This window comes from Methylocystis sp. JAN1 (assembly GCF_052186135.1).
Classification (GTDB): Bacteria; Pseudomonadota; Alphaproteobacteria; order Rhizobiales; family Beijerinckiaceae; genus Methylocystis.
The window spans coordinates 391,643-411,452 of record NZ_CP181499.1; the positions used below are offsets into that span (position 1 = coordinate 391,643).

General features: G+C 66.2%; 19 protein-coding genes. 9 read left to right on the top strand and 10 right to left on the bottom strand.

The window, feature by feature from the left end:
* Nucleotides 1–9: 9 nt before the first annotated feature.
* From cydB to ACNHKD_RS01885, 7 genes are all read right to left on the bottom strand, one after another.
* Nucleotides 10–1,146, bottom strand: a complete 1,137-nt coding sequence (gene cydB / locus ACNHKD_RS01855) for a cytochrome d ubiquinol oxidase subunit II (RefSeq protein WP_442755434.1) — start codon at nucleotides 1,144–1,146, stop codon at nucleotides 10–12.
* Between the two features lie 11 nt (nucleotides 1,147–1,157).
* Nucleotides 1,158–2,726: a cytochrome ubiquinol oxidase subunit I gene (locus tag ACNHKD_RS01860; RefSeq protein WP_442755435.1), complete on the bottom strand. Its 1,569-nt coding sequence runs from the start codon at nucleotides 2,724–2,726 to the stop codon at nucleotides 1,158–1,160.
* Nucleotides 2,727–2,809: 83 nt separating this feature from the next.
* Nucleotides 2,810–2,971, bottom strand: coding sequence for a cytochrome oxidase putative small subunit CydP (gene cydP / locus ACNHKD_RS01865; protein ID WP_442755436.1), 162 nt, complete (start codon nucleotides 2,969–2,971; stop codon nucleotides 2,810–2,812).
* 63 nt (nucleotides 2,972–3,034) lie between these two features.
* A complete protein-coding gene (locus ACNHKD_RS01870) occupies nucleotides 3,035–4,318 on the bottom strand; it encodes an NAD(P)/FAD-dependent oxidoreductase (RefSeq protein WP_442755437.1) in 1,284 nt (427 codons plus the stop codon).
* 84 nt (nucleotides 4,319–4,402) lie between these two features.
* Nucleotides 4,403–5,071 (bottom strand): Crp/Fnr family transcriptional regulator, encoded by a 669-nt coding sequence (locus ACNHKD_RS01875; RefSeq protein ID WP_442755438.1) that lies wholly within the window; start codon nucleotides 5,069–5,071, stop codon nucleotides 4,403–4,405.
* Between the two features lie 14 nt (nucleotides 5,072–5,085).
* Complete coding sequence (locus ACNHKD_RS01880) at nucleotides 5,086–5,286, bottom strand: YgaP family membrane protein (RefSeq protein ID WP_442755439.1); 201 nt, start codon at nucleotides 5,284–5,286, stop codon at nucleotides 5,086–5,088.
* On the bottom strand, nucleotides 5,283–5,672 hold the full coding sequence (locus ACNHKD_RS01885; RefSeq protein ID WP_442755440.1) for an ArsR/SmtB family transcription factor: 390 nt from the start codon (nucleotides 5,670–5,672) through the stop codon (nucleotides 5,283–5,285). Before ACNHKD_RS01885 ends, ACNHKD_RS01880 begins: the two co-directional genes overlap by 4 nt.
* A 159-nt stretch (nucleotides 5,673–5,831) precedes the next feature.
* Between ACNHKD_RS01885 and ACNHKD_RS01890 the strand changes: the two genes are divergently transcribed.
* The 5 genes from ACNHKD_RS01890 to ACNHKD_RS01910 all read left to right on the top strand — a co-directional run bounded on the left by ACNHKD_RS01890 (nucleotide 5,832) and on the right by ACNHKD_RS01910 (nucleotide 11,180).
* Entirely contained in the window at nucleotides 5,832–6,095 is a 264-nt protein-coding gene (locus tag ACNHKD_RS01890; RefSeq protein ID WP_442755441.1) for a high-potential iron-sulfur protein, read from the top strand.
* A 120-nt stretch (nucleotides 6,096–6,215) separates the two neighbouring features.
* Nucleotides 6,216–7,184, top strand: a complete 969-nt coding sequence (locus ACNHKD_RS01895; RefSeq protein WP_442755442.1) for an efflux RND transporter periplasmic adaptor subunit — start codon at nucleotides 6,216–6,218, stop codon at nucleotides 7,182–7,184.
* Nucleotides 7,181–10,450 (top strand): efflux RND transporter permease subunit, encoded by a 3,270-nt coding sequence (locus ACNHKD_RS01900; protein WP_442755443.1) that lies wholly within the window; start codon nucleotides 7,181–7,183, stop codon nucleotides 10,448–10,450. The genes ACNHKD_RS01895 and ACNHKD_RS01900 overlap by 4 nt, the downstream gene beginning before the upstream one ends.
* Nucleotides 10,447–10,815 carry a carboxymuconolactone decarboxylase family protein gene (locus ACNHKD_RS01905; protein ID WP_442755444.1) on the top strand — a complete coding sequence of 123 codons (369 nt, stop codon included), beginning with the start codon at nucleotides 10,447–10,449 and terminating at the stop codon, nucleotides 10,813–10,815. The genes ACNHKD_RS01900 and ACNHKD_RS01905 overlap by 4 nt, the downstream gene beginning before the upstream one ends.
* Nucleotides 10,816–10,835: 20 nt before the next feature.
* Nucleotides 10,836–11,180, top strand: a complete 345-nt coding sequence (locus tag ACNHKD_RS01910) for a rhodanese-like domain-containing protein (RefSeq protein WP_442755445.1) — start codon at nucleotides 10,836–10,838, stop codon at nucleotides 11,178–11,180.
* Nucleotides 11,181–11,383: 203 nt separating this feature from the next.
* On the opposite strand, the gene ACNHKD_RS01915 is transcribed toward ACNHKD_RS01910, so the two are convergent.
* Nucleotides 11,384–11,971, bottom strand: a complete 588-nt coding sequence (locus ACNHKD_RS01915; RefSeq protein WP_442755446.1) for a carbonic anhydrase — start codon at nucleotides 11,969–11,971, stop codon at nucleotides 11,384–11,386.
* A 233-nt stretch (nucleotides 11,972–12,204) separates the two neighbouring features.
* On the opposite strand from ACNHKD_RS01915, the gene ACNHKD_RS01920 reads away from it, so the two are divergent.
* Together ACNHKD_RS01920 and ACNHKD_RS01925 are read left to right on the top strand one after the other, a co-directional pair.
* Entirely contained in the window at nucleotides 12,205–13,089 is an 885-nt protein-coding gene (locus ACNHKD_RS01920) for an alpha/beta fold hydrolase (protein WP_442755447.1), read from the top strand.
* Nucleotides 13,089–13,958, top strand: a complete 870-nt coding sequence (locus tag ACNHKD_RS01925) for a patatin-like phospholipase family protein (RefSeq protein ID WP_442755448.1) — start codon at nucleotides 13,089–13,091, stop codon at nucleotides 13,956–13,958. Before ACNHKD_RS01920 ends, ACNHKD_RS01925 begins: the two co-directional genes overlap by 1 nt.
* Here ACNHKD_RS01925 and ACNHKD_RS01930 read toward each other — a convergent pair.
* Nucleotides 13,943–14,389, bottom strand: a complete 447-nt coding sequence (locus tag ACNHKD_RS01930; protein ID WP_442755449.1) for a nucleoside deaminase — start codon at nucleotides 14,387–14,389, stop codon at nucleotides 13,943–13,945. The genes ACNHKD_RS01925 and ACNHKD_RS01930 overlap by 16 nt on opposite strands.
* 159 nt (nucleotides 14,390–14,548) lie before the next feature.
* Here ACNHKD_RS01930 and ACNHKD_RS01935 point away from each other — a divergent pair, with 159 nt between their 5' ends.
* Together ACNHKD_RS01935 and rsmD are read left to right on the top strand one after the other, a co-directional pair.
* Nucleotides 14,549–16,528, top strand: coding sequence for a pseudouridine synthase (locus ACNHKD_RS01935; RefSeq protein ID WP_442755450.1), 1,980 nt, complete (start codon nucleotides 14,549–14,551; stop codon nucleotides 16,526–16,528).
* A 3-nt stretch (nucleotides 16,529–16,531) separates the two neighbouring features.
* Complete coding sequence (gene rsmD, locus ACNHKD_RS01940; RefSeq protein ID WP_442755451.1) at nucleotides 16,532–17,113, top strand: 16S rRNA (guanine(966)-N(2))-methyltransferase RsmD; 582 nt, start codon at nucleotides 16,532–16,534, stop codon at nucleotides 17,111–17,113.
* Nucleotides 17,114–17,156: 43 nt separating this feature from the next.
* Here rsmD and mutS read toward each other — a convergent pair whose 3' ends face one another.
* Nucleotides 17,157–19,805 carry a DNA mismatch repair protein MutS gene (mutS, locus tag ACNHKD_RS01945; protein ID WP_442756812.1) on the bottom strand — a complete coding sequence of 883 codons (2,649 nt, stop codon included), beginning with the start codon at nucleotides 19,803–19,805 and terminating at the stop codon, nucleotides 17,157–17,159.
* Nucleotides 19,806–19,810 lie beyond the last annotated feature (5 nt).

The following is a 19,810-nucleotide window of genomic DNA, read 5'->3' on the forward strand; positions in this document are numbered from 1 at the left end:
TTTTCTCCCTCAGTAATAGTAATCCTCGCTTTTCTCGATCGCCGCTTCCGTCACCGGCCCGCGCAGCACCCAATAGACCCATGAGGTGTAGGCGAGGATGATCGGGAGAAAGAAGACGACGGCGACGAGCATGAGGCCGAGCGTCGTCTGGCTCGACGAGGCGTCCCAGACCGTGAGGCTCTGGCTCGGATGCGAGGAGGAAGGCAGGAGGAAGGGGAAGAGGCTAAAGCCCGCCGTCGTCACGACGCCCGCGACCGACAGGCTGGAGGCGAGGATGGCGAAGCGCGACCCGATCGCGAGCAGGATGGCGGCGCCGAGCGCGCCGAGCAGGGCCGTGAGCGGGGCGAGCGCGGCGAGAGGCTGGCGGGCGTAATTGAGGAGCCAGTCGCCGGCGCCGATCGCCACATCCTTGCCGAAAGGATTGGAGGGGCCCGAGAAGTCGATCTTTGACGCGATCCGATAGCCGTCGATCCCGATCGCGATCCACAGCCCGGCGCCGAGAAGCAGCGCGACGAGCGCGAGAGCCGCGACGGCGCCGACCCGGCGCGCGCGAGCGGCGATCTCGCCCACGCTCTTGCCCGCGAGCCAGGCGGCGCCCTGCATGACGAGCATGGCGACGCTGACGAGCCCGCAAAGCAGCGCGAAAGGCCGCAGCAGGCCGAGAAGCCCGCCTTCATATACGAGCCGCAGAGTGGGGTCGAAATGGAAGGGCGCGCCGAGGAAGAGATTGCCGAACGCGACGCCGAAGAGGAGGGACGGCGCGGCGCCCGAGACGAAGAACAGCCAGTCCCAGGTCTCGCGCCAGCGCGGCTCCTCGCGCTTGCCGCGGAAGACGATGGCGACCGGCCGCAGGATGAGGCCGAGCAGCACCAGCAGCATGGCGAGATAGAAGCCGGAGAAGGAGGCGGCGTAGAGCGGCGGCCAGGCGGCGAAGGCCGCGCCGCCGCCGAGAATGAACCAGACCTGATTGCCCTCCCAGACCGGGCCGATCGCGTTGATCAGCACGCGGCGCTCGACATCCTTCCTCGCCACGAAGGGATGCAGCATGGCGACGCCGAGATCGAAGCCGTCGAAGACCGCGAAGCCGATGAGCAGCAGGCCGAGGATCGCCCACCAGATGAAGCGCAGGGTCATATAGTCGAACATGCGCGTCTCCCTTATTCGGCGGCGGCCGGCAGAGCGCCGGGCCGCGGTTGCGGCGCCGGGCCCGTCTTCGGGCCATGCGGCCCCTTGCGGACATATTTCACGAGCAGGGCGACGTCGACGACGGCGAGCGCCGTATAGAAGAGCACGAACGCTGCGAGGCTCGCTGCGACATTGGAGGCTGGCGCGCCGGAGACGCCGAGGAAGGTCGGCATGACGCCGTCGATGATCCAGGGCTGGCGGCCATATTCCGCGACGATCCAGCCAAGCTCCGCCGCGATCCACGGCAGCGGCAGGCTGAACAGGGCCAGTTTCAGAAACCACGGCCTGCCGCATCGCCGGCGGCTGGAGAGGTAGAAGGCGACGCCGAAGAGCGCGATGAAATAGAAGCCCAGCGCCACCATGACGCGAAACGACCAGAAGAGGACAGGAACGTCCGGAATGGTGGAATGCGCCGCCTGCCTGATTTCTTCCGGCGTGGCGTTCTCGATGTCCGGCCGGATGCGCTTCAAAAGCAGCGCATAGCCGACGTCGCGCATCGAATTCTCGAGTTGCGGCGGAATGGCGGCGTTCGGCCGCCCGCCCTGCTCCGCGATCCACTTGTAGCCCGGCAGACCATTGCGGATGCGATCCTCATTGCGCGCGACGAGCGGCTTGATGCCTTCGACATCCTTGTCCAGCGAACGCGTCGCGATGAGGCCGAGAACGTAGGGAACCTGGATCTCATATTTCGTCGTCTCGCTCTTCGGATCGGGCAGGCCGAAGACCGTGAAGGAGGCGGGCGCCGGCTCCGTCTCCCACATGGCCTCGATGGCGGCGATCTTCATCTTCTGGTTTTCGCCGGCCGTATAGCCGCTTTCGTCGCCGAGAACGACGACCGACAGCGCCGAAGCGAGTCCGAAGCTCGCCGCGACGGTGAGCGAGCGGCGCGCGATCTCGATATGTTTCTTGCGCAGGATGTAATAGGCGCCGATCGACATGACGAACATGGAGCCCGTCACATAGCCCGCGCTGACGGTGTGGACGAATTTCGACTGCGCGACGGGATTGAAGAGCACCTCCTTGAAGGAGGTCAGCTCCATGCGCATGGTCTGGGGATTGAAGGCCGCGCCGACGGGATTGGACATCCAGGCGTTGGCGACGAGAATCCACAGCGCCGAGAAATTGGAGCCGAGCGCGACGAGCCAGGTGACGGCGAGGTGCTGAACCTTGGTGAGGCGCTCCCAGCCGAAGAAGAAGAGGCCGACGAAAGTCGCCTCCAGAAAGAAGGCCATCAGCCCTTCGATGGCCAGCGGCGCGCCGAAGACGTCGCCGACATAATGTGAATAATAGGCCCAGTTGGTGCCGAACTGGAATTCCATGGTGACGCCCGTGGCGACGCCCATCACGAAATTGATGCCGAACAGCGTTCCCCAGAATTTCACCGCGTCGCGCCAGACTTCGCGGCCCGTCATCACATAGACGCTTTCCATGATGGCGAGGAGCAGCGCGAGGCCGAGGGTGAGCGGCACGAAGAGGAAGTGGTAAAGAGCCGTCAGCGCGAATTGCAGGCGCGAGAGCGTGACGACGTCGAGATCGAACATTGCGGCTTCCCTGCGTTCGAGCAAATCGTCTTCGAAAAGCCGCGGCGCTTTTCGACGCCTGGATCTGCTCCAGCCTTATCTTTTTAGTGGGGCGGGGCGCCCCGGGTGAGCGCTGCGGCCATGTCTGCCGGCGTTACATGGGAACGATGTGACGGGCTGAAGAAAAATACGTATAGCAGGAAAATTGCCGCGACCTTGAAGACGATGGCCAAGGTCAATTCCCCGCGCAGCCCGCCCCGCGTCATTCCGCTGATCCTTGCTTGGGTCGCCGTCCGGCGCGGCGAGAACGCCGCGCCGAATTTGCGCCATCACAGAACCCGACGCAAGCGCTCGATCCCCAGCAGCTTCATGACGTAGCGCTCATAGACCGGCTCGCTCTGTCCCAGGCGGACCTTGCGCAGGAAATATTTCTCATAGGCGACCTTCGCCCAGTGCACCCAGCGCCCCTGGCTCGACCAGTTGACGTTGCGCGGCGGGATTTGCGGCTGGGCTACGAAGGCGACGCCCTTGTCGCCGAAATCAGCGAGGCAGACCGCGTTCCAGGTTCCTTCCTCCTTCGGCTCCTTGCCCTCGACCACGGCGGCGATGTTGTGCGCGGTCGCAGTCACCATGGACTCGATCATATAGCCCGTCTTCGGCATGCCCGTCGCGACAGGCGTGGGCTCGGCGGGCGGGATGGCCACGCAGACGCCGACGCCAAAGACGTTCCTGTAGGTCGGATTGCGCTGGTTCTTGTCGATGATGACGAAGCCGCGCGGATTGACGAGACCCTCGATCCCCGCCAGCGCGTCGATGCCCGTGAAGGCCGGCATCATCATCGCGTATTTGAAGGGGACCTCGTGCGACTTCTTCACCGAGCCGTCGTCATTGAGTTCGTCGCATTTCAGGACGCCCGGCTCGATGGCGATCGTCTTGGCGTTGGAGATCCATTTGATGTCGCGATCGCGAAAGGCGGATTCGAGCAGGCTCTTGGTGTCCCCGACCCCGCCAAGGCCCAGATGGCCGATATAGGGCTCGGAGGTCACGAACGTCATCGGCACTTTGTGGCGAATGCCGCGACGGCGGAGATCGGTCGAAACGATCATTGCGAACTCATAGGCCGGGCCGAAGCAGGAGACGGCCGGCGCGGCGCCGATGATGATCGGCCCGGGGTCCTGGCAAAAATCGGCCCATGCCTTCGAGGCGATCTCCGCATGCTGCAGCGTGCAGATCGAATGGGTGTGGCCGCCATGCGGGCCGAGGCCGGGAATCTCCTGGAAGGCGAGCTTGGGACCGGTGGCGATGACGAGATAATCGTAGGAAATGCTCTCGCCATTGTTCAATTCGACGCGGTTCTCGGCGGGATGCACGCGCTTCGCGCCGACATCCGTGAAGCCGATTCCCTTCTTCCTGAAGACCGGCGCGAGCGGCACCTTCAGCTCCTCGGGCTTGCGCCAGTTGACGGCGAGCCAGGGGTTGGAGGGCGTGAACTGGAAGTTCGGCAGGTCGGAGACCACCGTGACCTGATGACGCTTTTTACTGAGTTCGTCGCGCACTTCGATCGCTGCGGCGACGCCGCCGATGCCGGCGCCGAGAATTACAACGTGAGCCATGGGCTTTCCTCCCGGAGGCGCGGCCCTCGCCGCGACGCCTCGTTATATTCGTAATAGCTAAATTAGAAAGATCGCAAAAGCGACTTAGTCACGCTCGACGTCGCAAAGCGCGCGCAAGGCGTTGGCGTCGGTGATTTCCGCGCCGCCGCGCGACAGTTTCACCCAGCCCGAGCGCTCGAAGGATTTAAGCGTGCGGCCCACGACTTCGCGCGCCGTGCCGAGATCGGCGGCGAGCGCCTGTTGCGTGACCGAGATGCGGTTGTCGGCGCCGCGCAGCGCGAGCAGGCGCTCGGCCAGACGCACATTGATGCGCGTGCAGACGATCTCCTCGATGCGCGACATCAGGGTCGCGATGCGGCGGCTGTAGCCGTCGAAGACCACCGCGCGGAAACTCGCGGAGACGCTCATCAGATTGGCGAAGCGCTCGGCCGGAACGATATAGGCGGTAACGTCCGTCTCGGCGATCCCTTCGGCCGAATAGGCGTCGTCCGATAAAAGCGACGCGGTGGTCAGAATGCAGGTCTCGTTGGTGGAGACGCGATAGAGCACGATTTCGCGCCCTGATTCCGTCACGCGCTGCACGCGAACCGTGCCCGCGACGATCAAGGGAAAATGCACGCATTGATCGCCAGGACGAAACAGCACGGCGCCGCGTGGAATCTGTTTGCGGACCGCCGAGTCGCGCAGCATCGTCCTCGTGGGCTCATCGAGCCCACGAAGAACCGGCACGTCGTCCATCCAGTCCGAGGCCATTGAGGATCGATCCGTCAGAACGCCGCCCCGGGCTTCACGCCCATGCGCTTCAGGATCATCGCCAGAGGACAAAGCCCCGTAAAGGCGGCCTGAAACAGATTGAGGCCCACGAAGCCCGCGAGCAGCGCCCACCAGGGCGATACGAAATGGGCCAGCGCGAGGCTGAGCAGAACCATCGCTCCCGCGAAAGCCATGACGATGCGATCAATGCTCATGACGCTTTCTTCCTTCTCAGGCTCTCACCCGCGCGCTTGGCGGTTTTCCTCGTCTTCTTGCCGGCGGGGTCGGGCGTCCCGCAATCCTGCGCGCAGAACAATTCGTAGAGCAGGCCGATGACGCGCGAGACGTTCTCGTCCGCGAGCGAATAATAGATCGTCTGCGATTCGCGGCGCGTCTTGACGAGCTTGTCCTCCCGCAGTCGCGCAAGGTGCTGCGAAAGAGACGACTGGCTCAAGCCGATCGTCTCCTGCAAGCTCGTGACCGAAAGCTCGTCCTTATGCAGCTCGCACAGCACCATCAGCCGGTGGCGGTTGGCGAGCGCTTTGAGGAAGCTCTCCGCCTCTTCGGCCTTCGGAGCGAGCGCGACCGGATTTATATTCATGAGTGCTAAATTATGTTTGCTGAATATAGAAGTCAAGCGCGGCGGCTTTCGCGAAATGGCTCGTTTTGTCGCATTCCGCGCCCGGGCCGGAGGTTTGATATTAGAGACTACGAATTTAATGCGTCCGACAGAGACATATGCAAATGAGGAGGAAAATTCATGAACGCCAATAATCGCGGCGATCGTTGCGGGCGCCGGCGCCTCCTGAAGATCCTCGGCGCCGCGGCGCTTCTCCCGGGCCTGGGCGCGCTCTTTCCCGCTTCTCCGGCTCTGGCCAAATCGAGCAGGGCCGCGGCGGCCTATCGGGGCTCGCCCAACGGGCGCCAGCGCTGCGCCAATTGCTCCTGGTTCGAGCCGCCGTCGGGTTGCGGCGTCGTGAAGGGTCCGGTGAGCGCCAATGGCTGGTGCAATCTCTGGGGCTGAAACCGAAAGACGCCGACCGGCGCGCGTCTTCATGCGATGAGTTGCGCCGGTCTTTTAATTCGCACTTGCTAATTTATATCTTTCGAATATAACAGGGGACGCCGCCGCATGGGAGAATTTATGGGCCGCTTCCGTCTGCTTCTTTTCGTCGCCGCCGTCTCGGCGCCCTCCGCCGCCAGCGGCGGAGAGACGACCGTCCATATGGCGCCGATCGACGACATGAAGGCCGTCGTCGCCTCCGTGGAGCCCGCCCATCAGCTCGTCGCCCGCGCCCGCATCGGCGGCACGGTGACGACATTGAAGATCAGGGAGGGCGACACGGTCGCGGCCGGCGCAGAGATCGCCGTCGTCGCCGATCAGAAGCTTTTTCTGCAGATGCAATCGCTCGACCAGCGCATCCGCGCACAGCAGGCGCAGCGCGACAAGGCCAGGGCCGATTTCGAACGTTCGCAGGAGCTTCTGCGCCGCGGCGTCTCGACCAAGGTGATGTTCGATCAGGCCAAGACGGCGCTCGACGTCGCGGACCGCAGCCTTTCCGCCCTGCAGTCAGATCGCGGCGTGATCGAGCAGCAGGCGGCGGAGGGCTCGGTGAAGGCGCCGGGGCCGGGCCGGATTCTGACGATTCCCGTCTCGATCGGCCGCGTCGTCATGCCCGGCGAGACCATCGCGACGCTGGCGGAAGACAATTACATTCTCCGCCTGCAACTGCCCGAGCGTCACGCCCGCTTCATGCGCGCTGGCGATCGCGTCGAGATCGGCGAGCGCGGCGTCAATACGGGCGCGGGCGCGCGCAAGGAAGGGCGCGTGCGCATCGTCTATCCCGAGATCCAGGGCGGCCGCGTGATCGCGGATGTCGACGTGACGGGACTCGACAATTATTTCGTTGGCGAGCGCGCCCGCGTCTATGTGACGACCGGCAAGCGCGACGCGATCCTTGCGCCCAGGGCCGCGATCTATCGGCGCGCCGGCGTCGACTTCGTGCGTCTCGCCGATGGCGCGGAGGTCGTCGTGCAGACCGGCGACGCGCATGGAGAGGCGGTCGAAATTCTCTCCGGGCTCCATGACGGCGACGCGGTGCAGACGCCATGAGCCGGGAGGCCGATCGCGAATTCCATCCGGGAATCTCCGGCGCGCTCACGCGGACGTTCATAAATTCGCCGCTAACGCCGCTGCTGCTCCTCGCCTCCATTCTCGTCGGCCTCATCGCCCTGCAGGCGCTGCCGCGCGAGGAGGAGCCGCAAATCTCGGTGCCCATGGTCGACATCATGGTGCAGGCGAACGGCTACAAGGCCGAGGACGCGATCGAGCTGATCACGCGGCCGCTCGAGGATATCATCAAGGGCGTGAACGGCGTCGAGCATGTCTATTCGCAGACGCGCGACGACCAGGCGATGGTCACCGCGCGCTTCTTCGTCGGCACGCCGCAGGACAACGCCGTGCTGCGCGTGCATGACAAGATACGCGCCAATATTACCGGCCTCCCGAAGGGCATTCCCGAGCCGCTCATCGTCGGACGGGGCATAGACGACGTCGCGATCGTGGTGCTGACGCTCTCCGCAAAGCCCGAGCGCGCCAGGGACTGGAGCGACAACGGCCTCTATCAGGTCGCCGAGGAGCTTCAGCACGACCTCACAAAAGTCGAGAATGTCGGCTTGAGCTACATTGTCGGCGGCAGCCCCAACCAGATCCGCGTCGAGCCGGACCCCGAGCGCCTGTCTCAATATGGCGTGACGCTCAACCAGCTCATCGACAAGCTGACCAACGCCAACCGTTCCTTTCAGGTCGGCGCTTTCCGCGAAGGAAACAAATCCATCCCCGTCGTCGCCGGCCAGACGCTGCAGGGCGTCCCCGACATCGGCCTGCTGCTGCTCACGACGCGCGACGGGCGGCCCGTCTATGTAAAGGACGTGGCCGACGTGACCGTCGGCGCCGCCGAGCCCGACAAACGCAGTTGGACGATGACGAAGGAGAAGGACGGCGCGCTTCTCAAGCGTCCGGCCGTCAGCATCGCCATCGCCAAGCGCAAGGGCGCCAACGCCGTGATCGTCGCGGAGGACGTGCTGAAGCGGCTCGAGTCCGTCAAAGGCCGCATCGTTCCGGAAGATCTCGAAATCACGGTCACGCGCAATTACGGCGAGACCGCCACGGAGAAGGCGAACGAGCTGCTTTTCCATCTCGCGCTCGCCACCGTCTCCATCGTCCTGCTCATCGTGGTCATGGTGGGCTGGCGCGAAGGCGTGGTCGTCTTCGTCATCATTCCGACGACGATCCTGCTCACCCTCTTCGCCTCCTGGCTGATGGGCTATACGATCAACCGCGTCAGCCTCTTCGCGCTCATCTTCTCCATCGGCATTCTCGTCGACGACGCCATCGTCGTCGTGGAGAACATCGTCCGTCACTGGCAGATGCGCGGCGACCGCAGCCTGATCGACACGGCCGTCGAGGCCGTGGCCGAGGTCGGCAATCCGACCATCGTCGCGACGATGACCATCATCGCCGCGCTCCTGCCGATGATGTTCGTCTCCGGCCTGATGGGGCCCTATATGAGCCCCATCCCGGCGAACGCCTCGCTCGCCATGGTCTTCTCCTTCTTCGTCGCCATGACGATCACGCCCTGGCTGCTCCTGAAGATCGCCGGCAAGCGTTTCGAACAGGAGGGCGGCGAGGGCCATGGCCATTCGCATGAACGCGGCGTTATGGGCGATTTCTACGCCCGGATCGCGACGCCCCTGTTGCAGGGCCGCGAGCGGTCGAAACGCTTCCTTGCGGCCGTCGGCGTCGCGACGCTGCTCTCCATGGGTCTCTTCGTCACGAAGAGCGTGCGGGTGAAGCTGCTGCCCTTCGACAACAAGTCGGAGATCGCCGTCGTCGTCGATCTGCCGCGCGGCGCGTCGCTCGAAGAGACCGACCGCGTGCTGACCGCCGCCGCCGGGCGCCTCAAGGACATTCCGGAGCTTACCTCGATCCAGGCTTATTCAGGCGCGGCGGCGCCCTTCAACTTCAACGGCCTCGTTCGCCATTACTATGTGCGCTCGGCGCCGGAGATGGGCGATCTCGCCATCAACCTTCTGCCGAAGGACGAGCGCAAGCGCGCCTCCCACGCCATCGCCCTCGAGGTTCGCGAGAAGCTCAAAGGGCTGCCCATGCCCGAGCATACGGCGATCAAGGTCGTGGAAGTGCCGCCGGGACCGCCCGTGCTCTCGACCCTGCTCGCCGAGGTTTACGGTCCCGACGCGCAGACGCGGCGCGATCTCGCGACCAAGCTTCGCACAGCCTTCGAGAAGGTCGATTTCGTCGTGGACGCGGACGACAGTTTCGGTCAGCGCGCGGAACGGCTGCGCTTCGCCATCGATCAGGAGGCCCTCGAATATCACGGCGTCGAGGAGCGCGCGGTCTATGACACGATCGGCGCGCTGGTCGGCGGCGTGAAGATCGGCTTCTCGCAAAGGGGCGGCGGCGCCAAGCCCATCGACGTCACGGTCGCCTTGCCTCGCTCGGAGATGACGCCGGGCGAACGCATCCTCTCGACGCCGCTGCCCGCCGGCGGCACGGTGCGGCAGGGCGCGAATGTCGAGCTTGGCGACGTCGTGAAGGCGACGCGCGAGTTCGGCTCCTATCCGATCTTCCGCCATAATGGACGCTTCGCCGAAATGGTGAGCGCCGAGGTCGCAGGGCGATACGAAGCGCCGATCTATGGGATGTTCGCCGTCGAGGACGAGATCAAGAAGATGGACTGGGGTCCGCAAGGCCCGCCAACCATCAAATATCACGGCCAGCCGCTCGACGACGCGCAGCCGACTTTCCTGTGGGACGGCGAGTGGGAGGTGACCTACGTGACCTTCCGCGACATGGGCGCGGCCTTCATGGTGGCCCTGCTCGGCATCTATCTGCTGGTTGTCGCGCAGTTCGGCTCCTTCAAGCTGCCGCTCGTCATTTTGGCCCCCGTGCCGCTGACGCTCGTCGGCATCGTCATCGGACATCTGCTCTTCAACGCCGCCTTCACGGCCACGTCGATGATCGGCTTCATCGCGCTCGCGGGCATTGTCGTGCGCAACTCGATCCTGCTCGTCGATTTCATCCGGCATTTGCGCGAGAAGGGCATGCCCTTGCGCGCGGCGCTGGTCGAGGCGGGCGCAGTCCGCTTCAAGCCGATCTTCCTCACCGCCGCGGCGGCGATCATCGGCGCGGCCTTCATCCTCACGGACCCCATCTTTCAGGGTCTCGCCATCTCGCTCGTCTTCGGCCTCGCCTCGTCGACGGCGCTGACGCTGCTCGTCATCCCCGCCATCTATGTCGTCCTGCGCGACGACGAACGGCCAGAGGCGCCGCGCGCGCCAGAAAGGACAACGCCATGACAAATGACTGGCCCGAACTCGCCAAGTCGCTCTCCGCCGATCTGCGCAATCTGCGCATCGGCGCGCCGGACGTGATGAAAGCCTTCTCCTCCATGGCGACGACGGCCGGCGCGGCCGGCGCGCTCGACGCCAAAACCAAGGAGCTGATCGCGCTCGCGGTGAGCGTCTCCGCGCGCTGCGACGACTGCATCGCCTTCCACGCCAAGGCGGCTGCGCAACGCGGCGCGACGCGCGAGGAGGTGATGGAGACGCTCGCAATGGCGATCTACATGGGCGCCGGACCTTCCGTGATGTACGCCAGCCACGCGCTCGCAGCCTTCACGCAGTTCGACGCCGAAACGAATCCCCGGGCGAAATCCGCCTGAACGAGGAAGAGGAAGATAAAATGTTCTCAGGTCTGATGTCGAAACTCACGGGCGGCGGCGGCGAACTGCCGACGATCGAGCACGAGGATTTCGCACGCATGGTGAAGGAAGGCTCCTGCGCCATCGTCGATGTGCGCGAGCCGCATGAATACGCAGCCGGCCATGTGCCGGGCGCGAAGAATTTGCCCCTCTCGCAGTTCAACCCGTCGCAACTGCCGAAGGGCCAGTGCGTAATCATCTGCCAGGCGGGCGGCCGTTCGGCCAAGGCGCTGGGCCAGGCGGTCGCGGCCGGCCGCAAGGATGTCCGCCATTACGCGCCCGGCACCGGCGGCTGGCGCGCGCGCGGCGGCGCGGTGGAGGGGTGATGAAAAAGCCGCGAGTCCAAAGGCTCGCGGCTTTTTAGTCGATAAAACGCAGCGACGACCTCGTGCTTCGAGACGCGAGCTTCGCTCGCTCCTCGGCATGAGGCCTTAGCGGACCGTGCAGAAGCCCCTCATGCTGAGGAGCCTGCAAAGCAGGCGTCTCGAAGCACGAGGGGCGTCAATGGCCTTGTGGCCGTCTTGCTGGATCAGGCCGCCTTGCCGATCTCCGTCGCCTTCGGCACATCGATCAGCCTGCCGCTCTTCACGTCGTAAATGTAACCGTAGATCGGGATATATTTCGGCGCCAGCGGATGCGAGCGGATGCGCGCCACGTCCTGCGCGACGCTTTCCTCCTGATTCTTGATCGTGTGCCACTTGATGAAATGGCCGGCCGCGCAGCCGCCGCCATGCTGCGGGTTCGACCATTTCAGCGTCGACATGTCGAGCGCCGCGGTCGAAAGGCTGTCGTCGAGCAGATCGGCCATCACCTCGTCGCAGAAAAGCTCCATGCCGCAATTGGTGTGATGGATCACGAACCACTCTTTCGTGCCGAGCAGCTTATGCGAGATGACGAGCGAGCGGATGGCGTCGTCCGAGGCGCGGCCGCCCGCGTTGCGGATGACATGCGCGTCGCCTTCCGAAAGGCCGGCATATTTCGCGGGATCGAGACGCGCGTCCATACAGGTCAGGATCGCGAAGCCGCGCGCCGGCGGCAGAGCGAGTTCGCCCTTGGCGCCGAAATTCGAAACATAAGCCGCGTTGGCGGCCATGACTTCATCGACGATCTTGCTCATTTTTTCCTCCCCTGAAGCGCTCGAACTTTTGCTTGGATTTTTGACATGGGCCAAGTCTGTAACGCTTCCATGCGCTTTTCAAGCAAAGGAAGTTCATGTTTTCGGTGACAAAGTCGCTTGCGGGCGCAAGAAAAGAAAAGCCGTGACCGCACCGACAAGCGTTACTATATAACGTCTCTGAAAACGATGGGTCGCCAGGGCCCGAACGCTCGCTCAACAAAATGGTTGGAGTCATGTCCGAACTCGCCGATCTCTTCCCCGGTTTCGCCTCGCACTGGATTGACGCTCACGCGGGAAAAATCTTTGCGCGGTCTCATGGGACGGGCCCGGCGCTCGTTCTGCTGCACGGCTTCGGCGAGACGCATGTCGCCTGGGCCAGGATCGCGCCGAAGCTCGCCGAGCGCTTCACGGTCGTCGCAATGGATCTTCGCGGCTATGGCTGGTCGGCGGCGCCTGCGAGCGAGAAGGGCGAAGCCTACGCCAAGCGCGAGATGGCGGACGACGTCGTCAGGGTCATGGAGGCGCTCGGCCATGTGCAATTCGCGCTCGCGGGCCTCGACCGTGGCGCGCGCGTGGGCTTTCGTCTCGCGCTCGACCATCCGGGCCGCCTGACCAAGCTCGCGCTCGTCAACATCGCCCCGCTCGACGACAGCTTTGGCGCGAGCGATCTCTGGCGCGTCGGCCGTTCGCGCTTTCTGAGCATGGACGCGCCGCGGCCCGAGGAACTGGTGGCGCAGGACCCCGCCGATTTCCTGAACGACGCGCTGAGGGATTCGACCAAGGACAAGTCGCTCGACGCTTTCAGCGCGCAGGCCGTCGCCCATTACCATGCCGCCTTCAACGATCCGGCGCGCATCCACGCCTTTTGCGAGGACTACCGCGCCGGCGCGACCATCGACAAGGAGGCGCTCGCGGCCGACAGGGCGGCGGGCCGAAAGCTCGTCGTTCCGACCCTCATTCTCTACGGCGCGGCGACCTTCCCGGATCTCGGCGGCGCGCTCCTCGACGCCTGGAAGGAGTGGGGCGACGACCTGACCGGGGCCGCGGTCGATAGCGGCCTTTACGCGATGGAGGAGGCGCCGGAGGCGACGCTCCAGGCGCTGGAGACCTTCCTCTGATGAGACGCGACGGCGTTCTCGGCGGCCGGACAGTCGCCGTGGCGCTCGGCGGCGGCGGGGCGCGCGGCCTCGCCCATATCAGCGTGCTGCAGGCGCTGGATGAAATGGGCGTGCGGCCCGTCGCCATGGCGGGAACGTCGATCGGGGCCATTATCGGCGCCGCCTATGCCGCGGGTTTTTCGGGCGCGGAGCTTCGCGCCCATACGGAGGCGATCCTCGGCAACCGGATCAATCTCGCGCGCAAGCTCCTTTACGCGCGGGCGCGCCGCCGCCAGCCTTTGCTCCAGCGTCTCGCCCATCCGCTGCTCTTCGACGGCGTGCGCTTCCTCGAAGCCTTCTGGCCCGAGGGCATGCCCGAGACTTTCGAAGAGCTGCGAATTCCGATGATTGTGGTGGCGACGGATTTCCGCCGACGCGCCGCGGCGGTTTTTTCGCGCGGATCGTTGCGCACCGCGGTCGCGGGCTCCATGGCCATTCCCGGCGTCGTACGCCCGCCGAAAAGCGAGGTCGGCTATCTCGTCGACGGCGGCCTCGTCAATCCGCTGCCTTACGACCATCTCGCCGGTAAGGCCGACATCATCGTCGCGGTGAACGTCTCCGGCAATTCGGGCATGGAGAGCGAAACCCGCGCGCCGTCGCCCTTCCAGACGATCATCGTCGCGAGCCAAATTCTCATGAACTCGATCAGCGCGCGCATGGTCGAGGAAAACCCGCCTGACGTTCTGCTCGCGCCGGCCGTGCACCAATATCTGGCGCTCGACCTATTCAAGACGTCGCGAATCTTCGCCGCGGGCGACGCCTGCCGCGACACGCTGCGCGAGGGTCTTTTGCAGGCGGCGGACCGACTCGAGAATCAACGCCTCGACTGAAAGAAGTCGCGCAGCATCCGCGCCGCCTCGCTCTCGCGAACGCCGCCATAAATCTCGGGCGCATGATGGCAGGTCGGCTGTGAGAAAAAACGCGGCCCGTGCTCCACCGCGCCGCCCTTCGGGTCGTCCGCCGCGAAATAAAGCCGCCTGATGCGCGCGAAGGAGATGGCGCCGGCGCACATGGCGCAGGGCTCGAGCGTCACATAGAGATCGCAGTCGACGAGGCGTTCGCTGCCGATCTTTGCGCAGGCCGCGCGAATCGCCAGCATTTCGGCATGGGCCGTGGGGTCCTTGTCGCGCAGCGTGCGGTTGCCGGCCATGGCGATGACCTCGCCCGCGCGCGCAATGGCCGCGCCGACGGGGACTTCCTCCGCGGCGGCGGCGGCGCGGGCGGCGTCAAAGGCCGCCGTGAAGGGGTCGGATGCGGTCATCTGCCGGTCTCCGACAAGCAGACCTTTAGGGTTTCCTCATCCTGAGGAGGCGGCGTAGCCGCCGTCTCGAAGGACGAGGAAACCCGCGCCGCGATGCTCTTCCTCGTGCTTCGAGACGGCCCCTGCGGGGCCTCCTCAGCATGAGGAAGAGGGTTCGGCATGCGCAGGCTCGAAGTCATTCCCGCTATCTCCCGCGAAGCCGCTTCAAAGCTATCTCTCCGCCTGCTATCAAAGACCATGGCCGACAAGAAACCAACCAAGCGCCCCGGCGCGCCCGGCGGCGACCGCCCCATGCGCCGCCGCGACTCCAACACCCCGTCCGGCAAGACTCCGCCGGGCAAGATTCCGCTGGGCAAGTCGCCGCGCGACAAGACCGCGCGCCATGACGCGCGCAAATTCGCCTCCGACGACAAGCCCCGCGGCGCGAAACCCGCGGCGGCGCGCGCCAAAGCCAGGCCCGCCCCCGCGCCGGTCGAAAAAACCAGCGCCTTCGAGGGCGAACGCATCGCCAAGGCCATGGCGCGCGCCGGCGTCTGCTCGCGCCGCGACGCCGAACACTGGATCGCCGAGGGCCGCGTCGCCGTCAATGGCGAAACGCTGACCAGCCCCGCCGTCAATGTGACGGAGAAGGACAGGATCGCCATCGACGGCCAGCCGATGCAGGCGCGCGAGCGCACGCGGCTCTTTCTGTTCCACAAGCCCGCCGGGCTCGTGACCACGGCGAACGATCCGGAAGGCCGCCCCACCGTCTTCGCTTATCTTGAAGAGCGCCGTTCCGATCTGCCGCGCCTCGTCAGCGTCGGCCGGCTCGACATCAACACCGAGGGGCTGCTGCTCCTCACCAATGATGGCGGCCTCGCGCGCACGCTGGAGCTTCCCGCCACCGGCTGGACGCGGCGCTATCGCGTGCGCGTCCATGGCGACACCGACCAGGCGCGGCTGGACGAGCTGAAGAAAGGCGTCACGGTCGACGACGTGACCTATGCGCCCATCGACGCGCGGCTGGAGCGCGTGCAGGGCGCCAACGCCTGGATCGCGATGAGCCTCACCGAAGGCAAGAACCGCGAAGTCAAACGCGTGACGGAGCATCTCGGCCTCGACGTCACGCGCCTCATCCGCGTCTCGTACGGGCCGTTCCAGCTCGGCGAGCTTGCGGAAGGCGCCATCGAGGAAGTGAAGCTCAAGATCCTGCGGGAGCAATTGGGCAAGAGCCTCGCGGAGCTCGCGGGCGTCGATTTCGCCTCGCCTTTGCGAGAGACGACGCCGGCGGAGAAACAGGAGCAGCGCGAAAAGACCGAGAAACGCGCGCGCAAGCATGTCTCCGTGCTGCGCAAGGAGCGCGACGCGCAGAGCGAAAAAGGCCCGCGCGCGAAAATCGAGAGAAGCGCCACAGCCGACCGCAGAGGCCGCGCCGTCGTGGTGGAGCGCGTGGCGTCGACGCGGCGCAAGGCCGCGACGGCGGAAGAAGCGCCGTCGCGCAACGCCAAGCGCTTCGAGGCCCTGCGGACGGGCCGCCGCCCGCGGCGGGAGGAGGTCGAGGCCGAGCGGCCCGCGCGCGCCGGGGCGAGGGGCGCCCGACCCGAGGGATTCGGGCGCGACGAGCGGCGCGGCGCCGAAGGGCGCCGGCAACGCTTCGAGGGAGAGCGCGGCGATCGGCCTGCGCGCGCGCCGCGAGAGCGTTCGGATGCGCAGCCGCATCGCGCCCACGGCGACGCCAGGGCCGCCCGCGATCATGCGCGCACGCGCCCGCACGAAGCGGAGCAGGGCCGCCATGAGAGGCGCCCGCCCCGTCGCGAAGGCGACGAAGCGCCGCCGCGCGCGCGCGGCGGCCGCGAATCACCGCCCCGCAATCGCGCTTTCGAAGGCGCGAGCGGCGAGCGCCGCGAACGTTACGGCGAACAGGGACGCCAGGGCCGCGACGGGCGCCCGCGCAACTTCGACCGTCCACAAGGCGAGCGCGGCGCGCGCAGCGGCGAGGAGCGCAAACCGCGCGCGCCGCGCTCCGGCGACGGCAGGCCGCCGAGGGAAGCAACCGCTCGCGGCGGCGCGCCTCGCAAGGGCCCGCCCAAAGGTCCGCCGAAAGGACGCGGTCCCGGCAAGGACGGGCCGAAGGGACCGCGCAAGCCGCGCGGAACATAGACCATGCGCATTGTCGGCGGCGCGCTGCGCGGGCGCGCGCTCAACGCGCCGCGCGCGCAGGCCATCCGCCCAACATCCGACCGCCTGCGCGAATCCGTCTTCGACATTCTCGCGCACAGATTCGGCGATCCCGTCGAAGGGGCCGCCGTCATCGACGTCTTCGCCGGGACGGGCGCGCTGGGTTTGGAGGCCATTTCGCGCGGCGCCAGGCGCGCCCTCTTCGTCGACGACGGAACGGAGGCCCGCGCGCTGCTGCGCGCCAATATCAAGGCGCTGGGCCTGGGCGGCGTCACCCGCATCTTTCGCCGCGACGCGGCGAAACTTGGCGACGCGCCGCCGGGCGAGGTCTTTTCTCTCGCCTTTCTCGATCCGCCCTATGGGAAAGGTCTCGGCGACCGCGCGCTCCTGTCGCTCGCAGAAGGCGGCTGGCTCGCGCCCGGCGCGCTTGTCGTCGTCGAGGAAGCGGCCGACGCGGCGATCGCGCTGCCGGCGCAATTGAAGCAGGAAGACGCGCGCCGCTACGGGGACACGCAATTCGTGTTCGCGCGTTTTGCGCAGGATCCGCCGTCATCGCGAGAAGCATAAGCGTCGCTTCGCTCGCACTGACGGCGCAATGCGCCTTCGCGCTCTACAGTTTCCCCTTCAACGCATACAACGCCGCCAGCGCTTCGCGCGGGCTCATCTGATCGGGGTCGATTTTCGCGAGCGCCTCGCGTAGCGCGTCCTTCGGCTGCGCAGCCTGAACGACATGCTTGAACAGCGGCAGATCGTCGATCAGCGCCTCGACCGGCGCGCGCCGGTCCGCCGCCTCCAGTTCCGCCAGAATAGCATGCGCGCGCGCGACGACGCTCGGAGGGAGCCCCGCGAGCTGCGCGACATGCACGCCATAGGACCTGTCGGCCGCGCCTTTGATCACTTCGTGCAGAAATACGACGCCGCCCGCATGATCTGTGACTTTCATGGTCAGATTGACGAGCCGCGCCATGCGCCTCGTGAGCTGCGTCAGTTCGTGAAAATGCGTGGCGAAGATGGCGCGGGAGCGGTTCACTTCGTGCAGATGCTCGATCGTCGCCCAGGCGATGGAAAGGCCGTCGAAAGTCGCGGTGCCGCGCCCGATTTCATCAAGGATCACCAGCGAGCGCGGCGTCGCGCAATTGAGGATCGCCGCCGTCTCGACCATCTCCACCATGAAGGTCGAACGCCCGCGCGCAAGATCATCCGAGGCGCCGACGCGCGAGAAGAGGCGATCGACGACGCCGATCTTCGCCTCGCTCGCGGGCACATAGGAACCCGCCTGCGCGAGCAGCGCGATGAGCGCGTTCTGGCGCAGGAAGGTCGACTTGCCCGCCATGTTCGGGCCCGTCACGACGGCGATGCGCCCCGCCTTGTCGCCGGAAAGATCGCAGTCATTCGCCGCGAAGGCCTTGCCCTGCGCCTCGAGCGACGCCTCGACCACCGGGTGACGGCCGCCGACAATATTGAAATCGAGCGACTGGTCGACGGAGGGCCGCGTCCAGTTGCGTTTTTCCGCGACCTCGGCGAGCGCGCTCAACACGTCGAGCCGCGCGAAGCCTTGCGCCAGCGCCTGCAGCTCTTCCGCGCGCGCGAGAACGTCATTCGACAAGGCGTCGAAGATCGCGAGCTCCCGCGCGAGCGCCCGATCGGCGGCGGAAGCGATCCTGCTTTGCAGATCGGCAAGCTCGCGCGTCGTGAAGCGCATGGCGTCGGCCATGGTCTGCCGATGCGTGAAGGTCTCGTCGCGCAGGAGCTTCTCGCCCTGCGCCGCGGGAACTTCGAGGAAGTAGCCCAGAAAGTTATTGTGCTTGATCTTGAGCTTCGTCCCCGTCGCTTCGGCGTAGCGCGCCTGCAGCGAGGCGATGACGACGCGGCTCTCGTCGCGCAGGGCGCGCGCTTCGTCGAGCGCCGCGTCGCGCCCCTCGCGCACGAAATCGCCGCCGCGCTTGTCCAGCGGCGCGTTGTCCTTGAGGCTGCGCGCGATTTCCTGCGCGAGCGCGGCGTCGGCGCTTGCGAGCGTCGCGACGTCGCGCGCGACCTCGACAGCCGCCTCGGCGTGAGCGAGCAGACCAGCAATGTCGCGCGCGGCGAAAAGCGCGGCGCCGACGCTTGCAAGATCGCGCGGGCCGCCGCGCTGCAGGGAAAGCCGCGAAACGGCGCGGGCGAGATCGGGCGCGCGCGCGAGCTTCGACCGCAAGGCCGCGCGAATCTCCGGCCGCTCCAGAAAGAAAGAAACGGCGTCGAGACGCGCGCCGATGAGCGCGGGATCCGTCGAAGGAGCGGCCAGCCTTTCGGCAAGCAACCGCGCGCCCGCCGACGTCACGGTGAGATCGACGACGGAAAGGAGCGAGCCTTCGCGCGCGCCCGAAAGCGTGCGCATGAGCTCCAGATTAACCCGCGTCGCCGCGTCGATTTCGAGCGCCGCGCTTTCTCGCAGGCTGAGAGGCCGCGCGAGCGCCGGGCGGCTCCCTTTCTGGGTCCGCTCGACAAAGAGAATCGCCGCAGCGGCGGCGGCGAGCTCAGCTTCGCTCAAGGCGCTGAAGCCGTCGAGCGTCGTGACGCCGTAGAAATTCACGAGGCGCCGCGCGGCGTCGCCGCCGTCGCGTCCGAGCGGCGCGACCGGCGCGCCGAGATTGGCGAAGGCGGTCGCGAGCGCCTCTTCGCGGCAGAGCGTCTCGGCGGCGACGATCTCGCGCGGCTCCAGACGCGCGAGCGTCGAAGACAACTCGCTCTCCGCGCATTCCACGACCGTGAAGGCGCCGGTTGAGATGTCGACGCCGGCGACGCCGTAACGCCAGGCGCCGTCGCCGCCCCTTGCGCGCGCGACGGCCGCAAAAGCGTTGGCGCGGGCGGGATCGAGCAGCGCGTCCTCGGTGATCGTGCCCGGCGTGACGAGCCGCACCACGTCGCGTTTCACGACGGATTTCGCGCCGCGTTTCCTGGCTTCGGCAGGGTCTTCGATCTGCTCGCAGACGGCCACGCGGTGGCCGAGCGCAATGAGCTTTTGCAGATAGTCGTTGGCGCGCTCCACCGGCACGCCGCACATGGGAATGTCTTCGCCCAGATGCTTGCCGCGCTTCGTGAGCATGATGCCGAGCGCGCGCGCGGCGACCTCCGCGTCGTCGAAGAACAATTCGTAGAAATCGCCCATGCGGTAGAAGAGCAGGCAATCGGTGTTCGCCGCCTTGATCTCGATATATTGGGCGATCATCGGCGTCGCGCGCGCCGCGGCGGCGGCCTGATCCGGGGCTCTCTCGCTCATGGCCC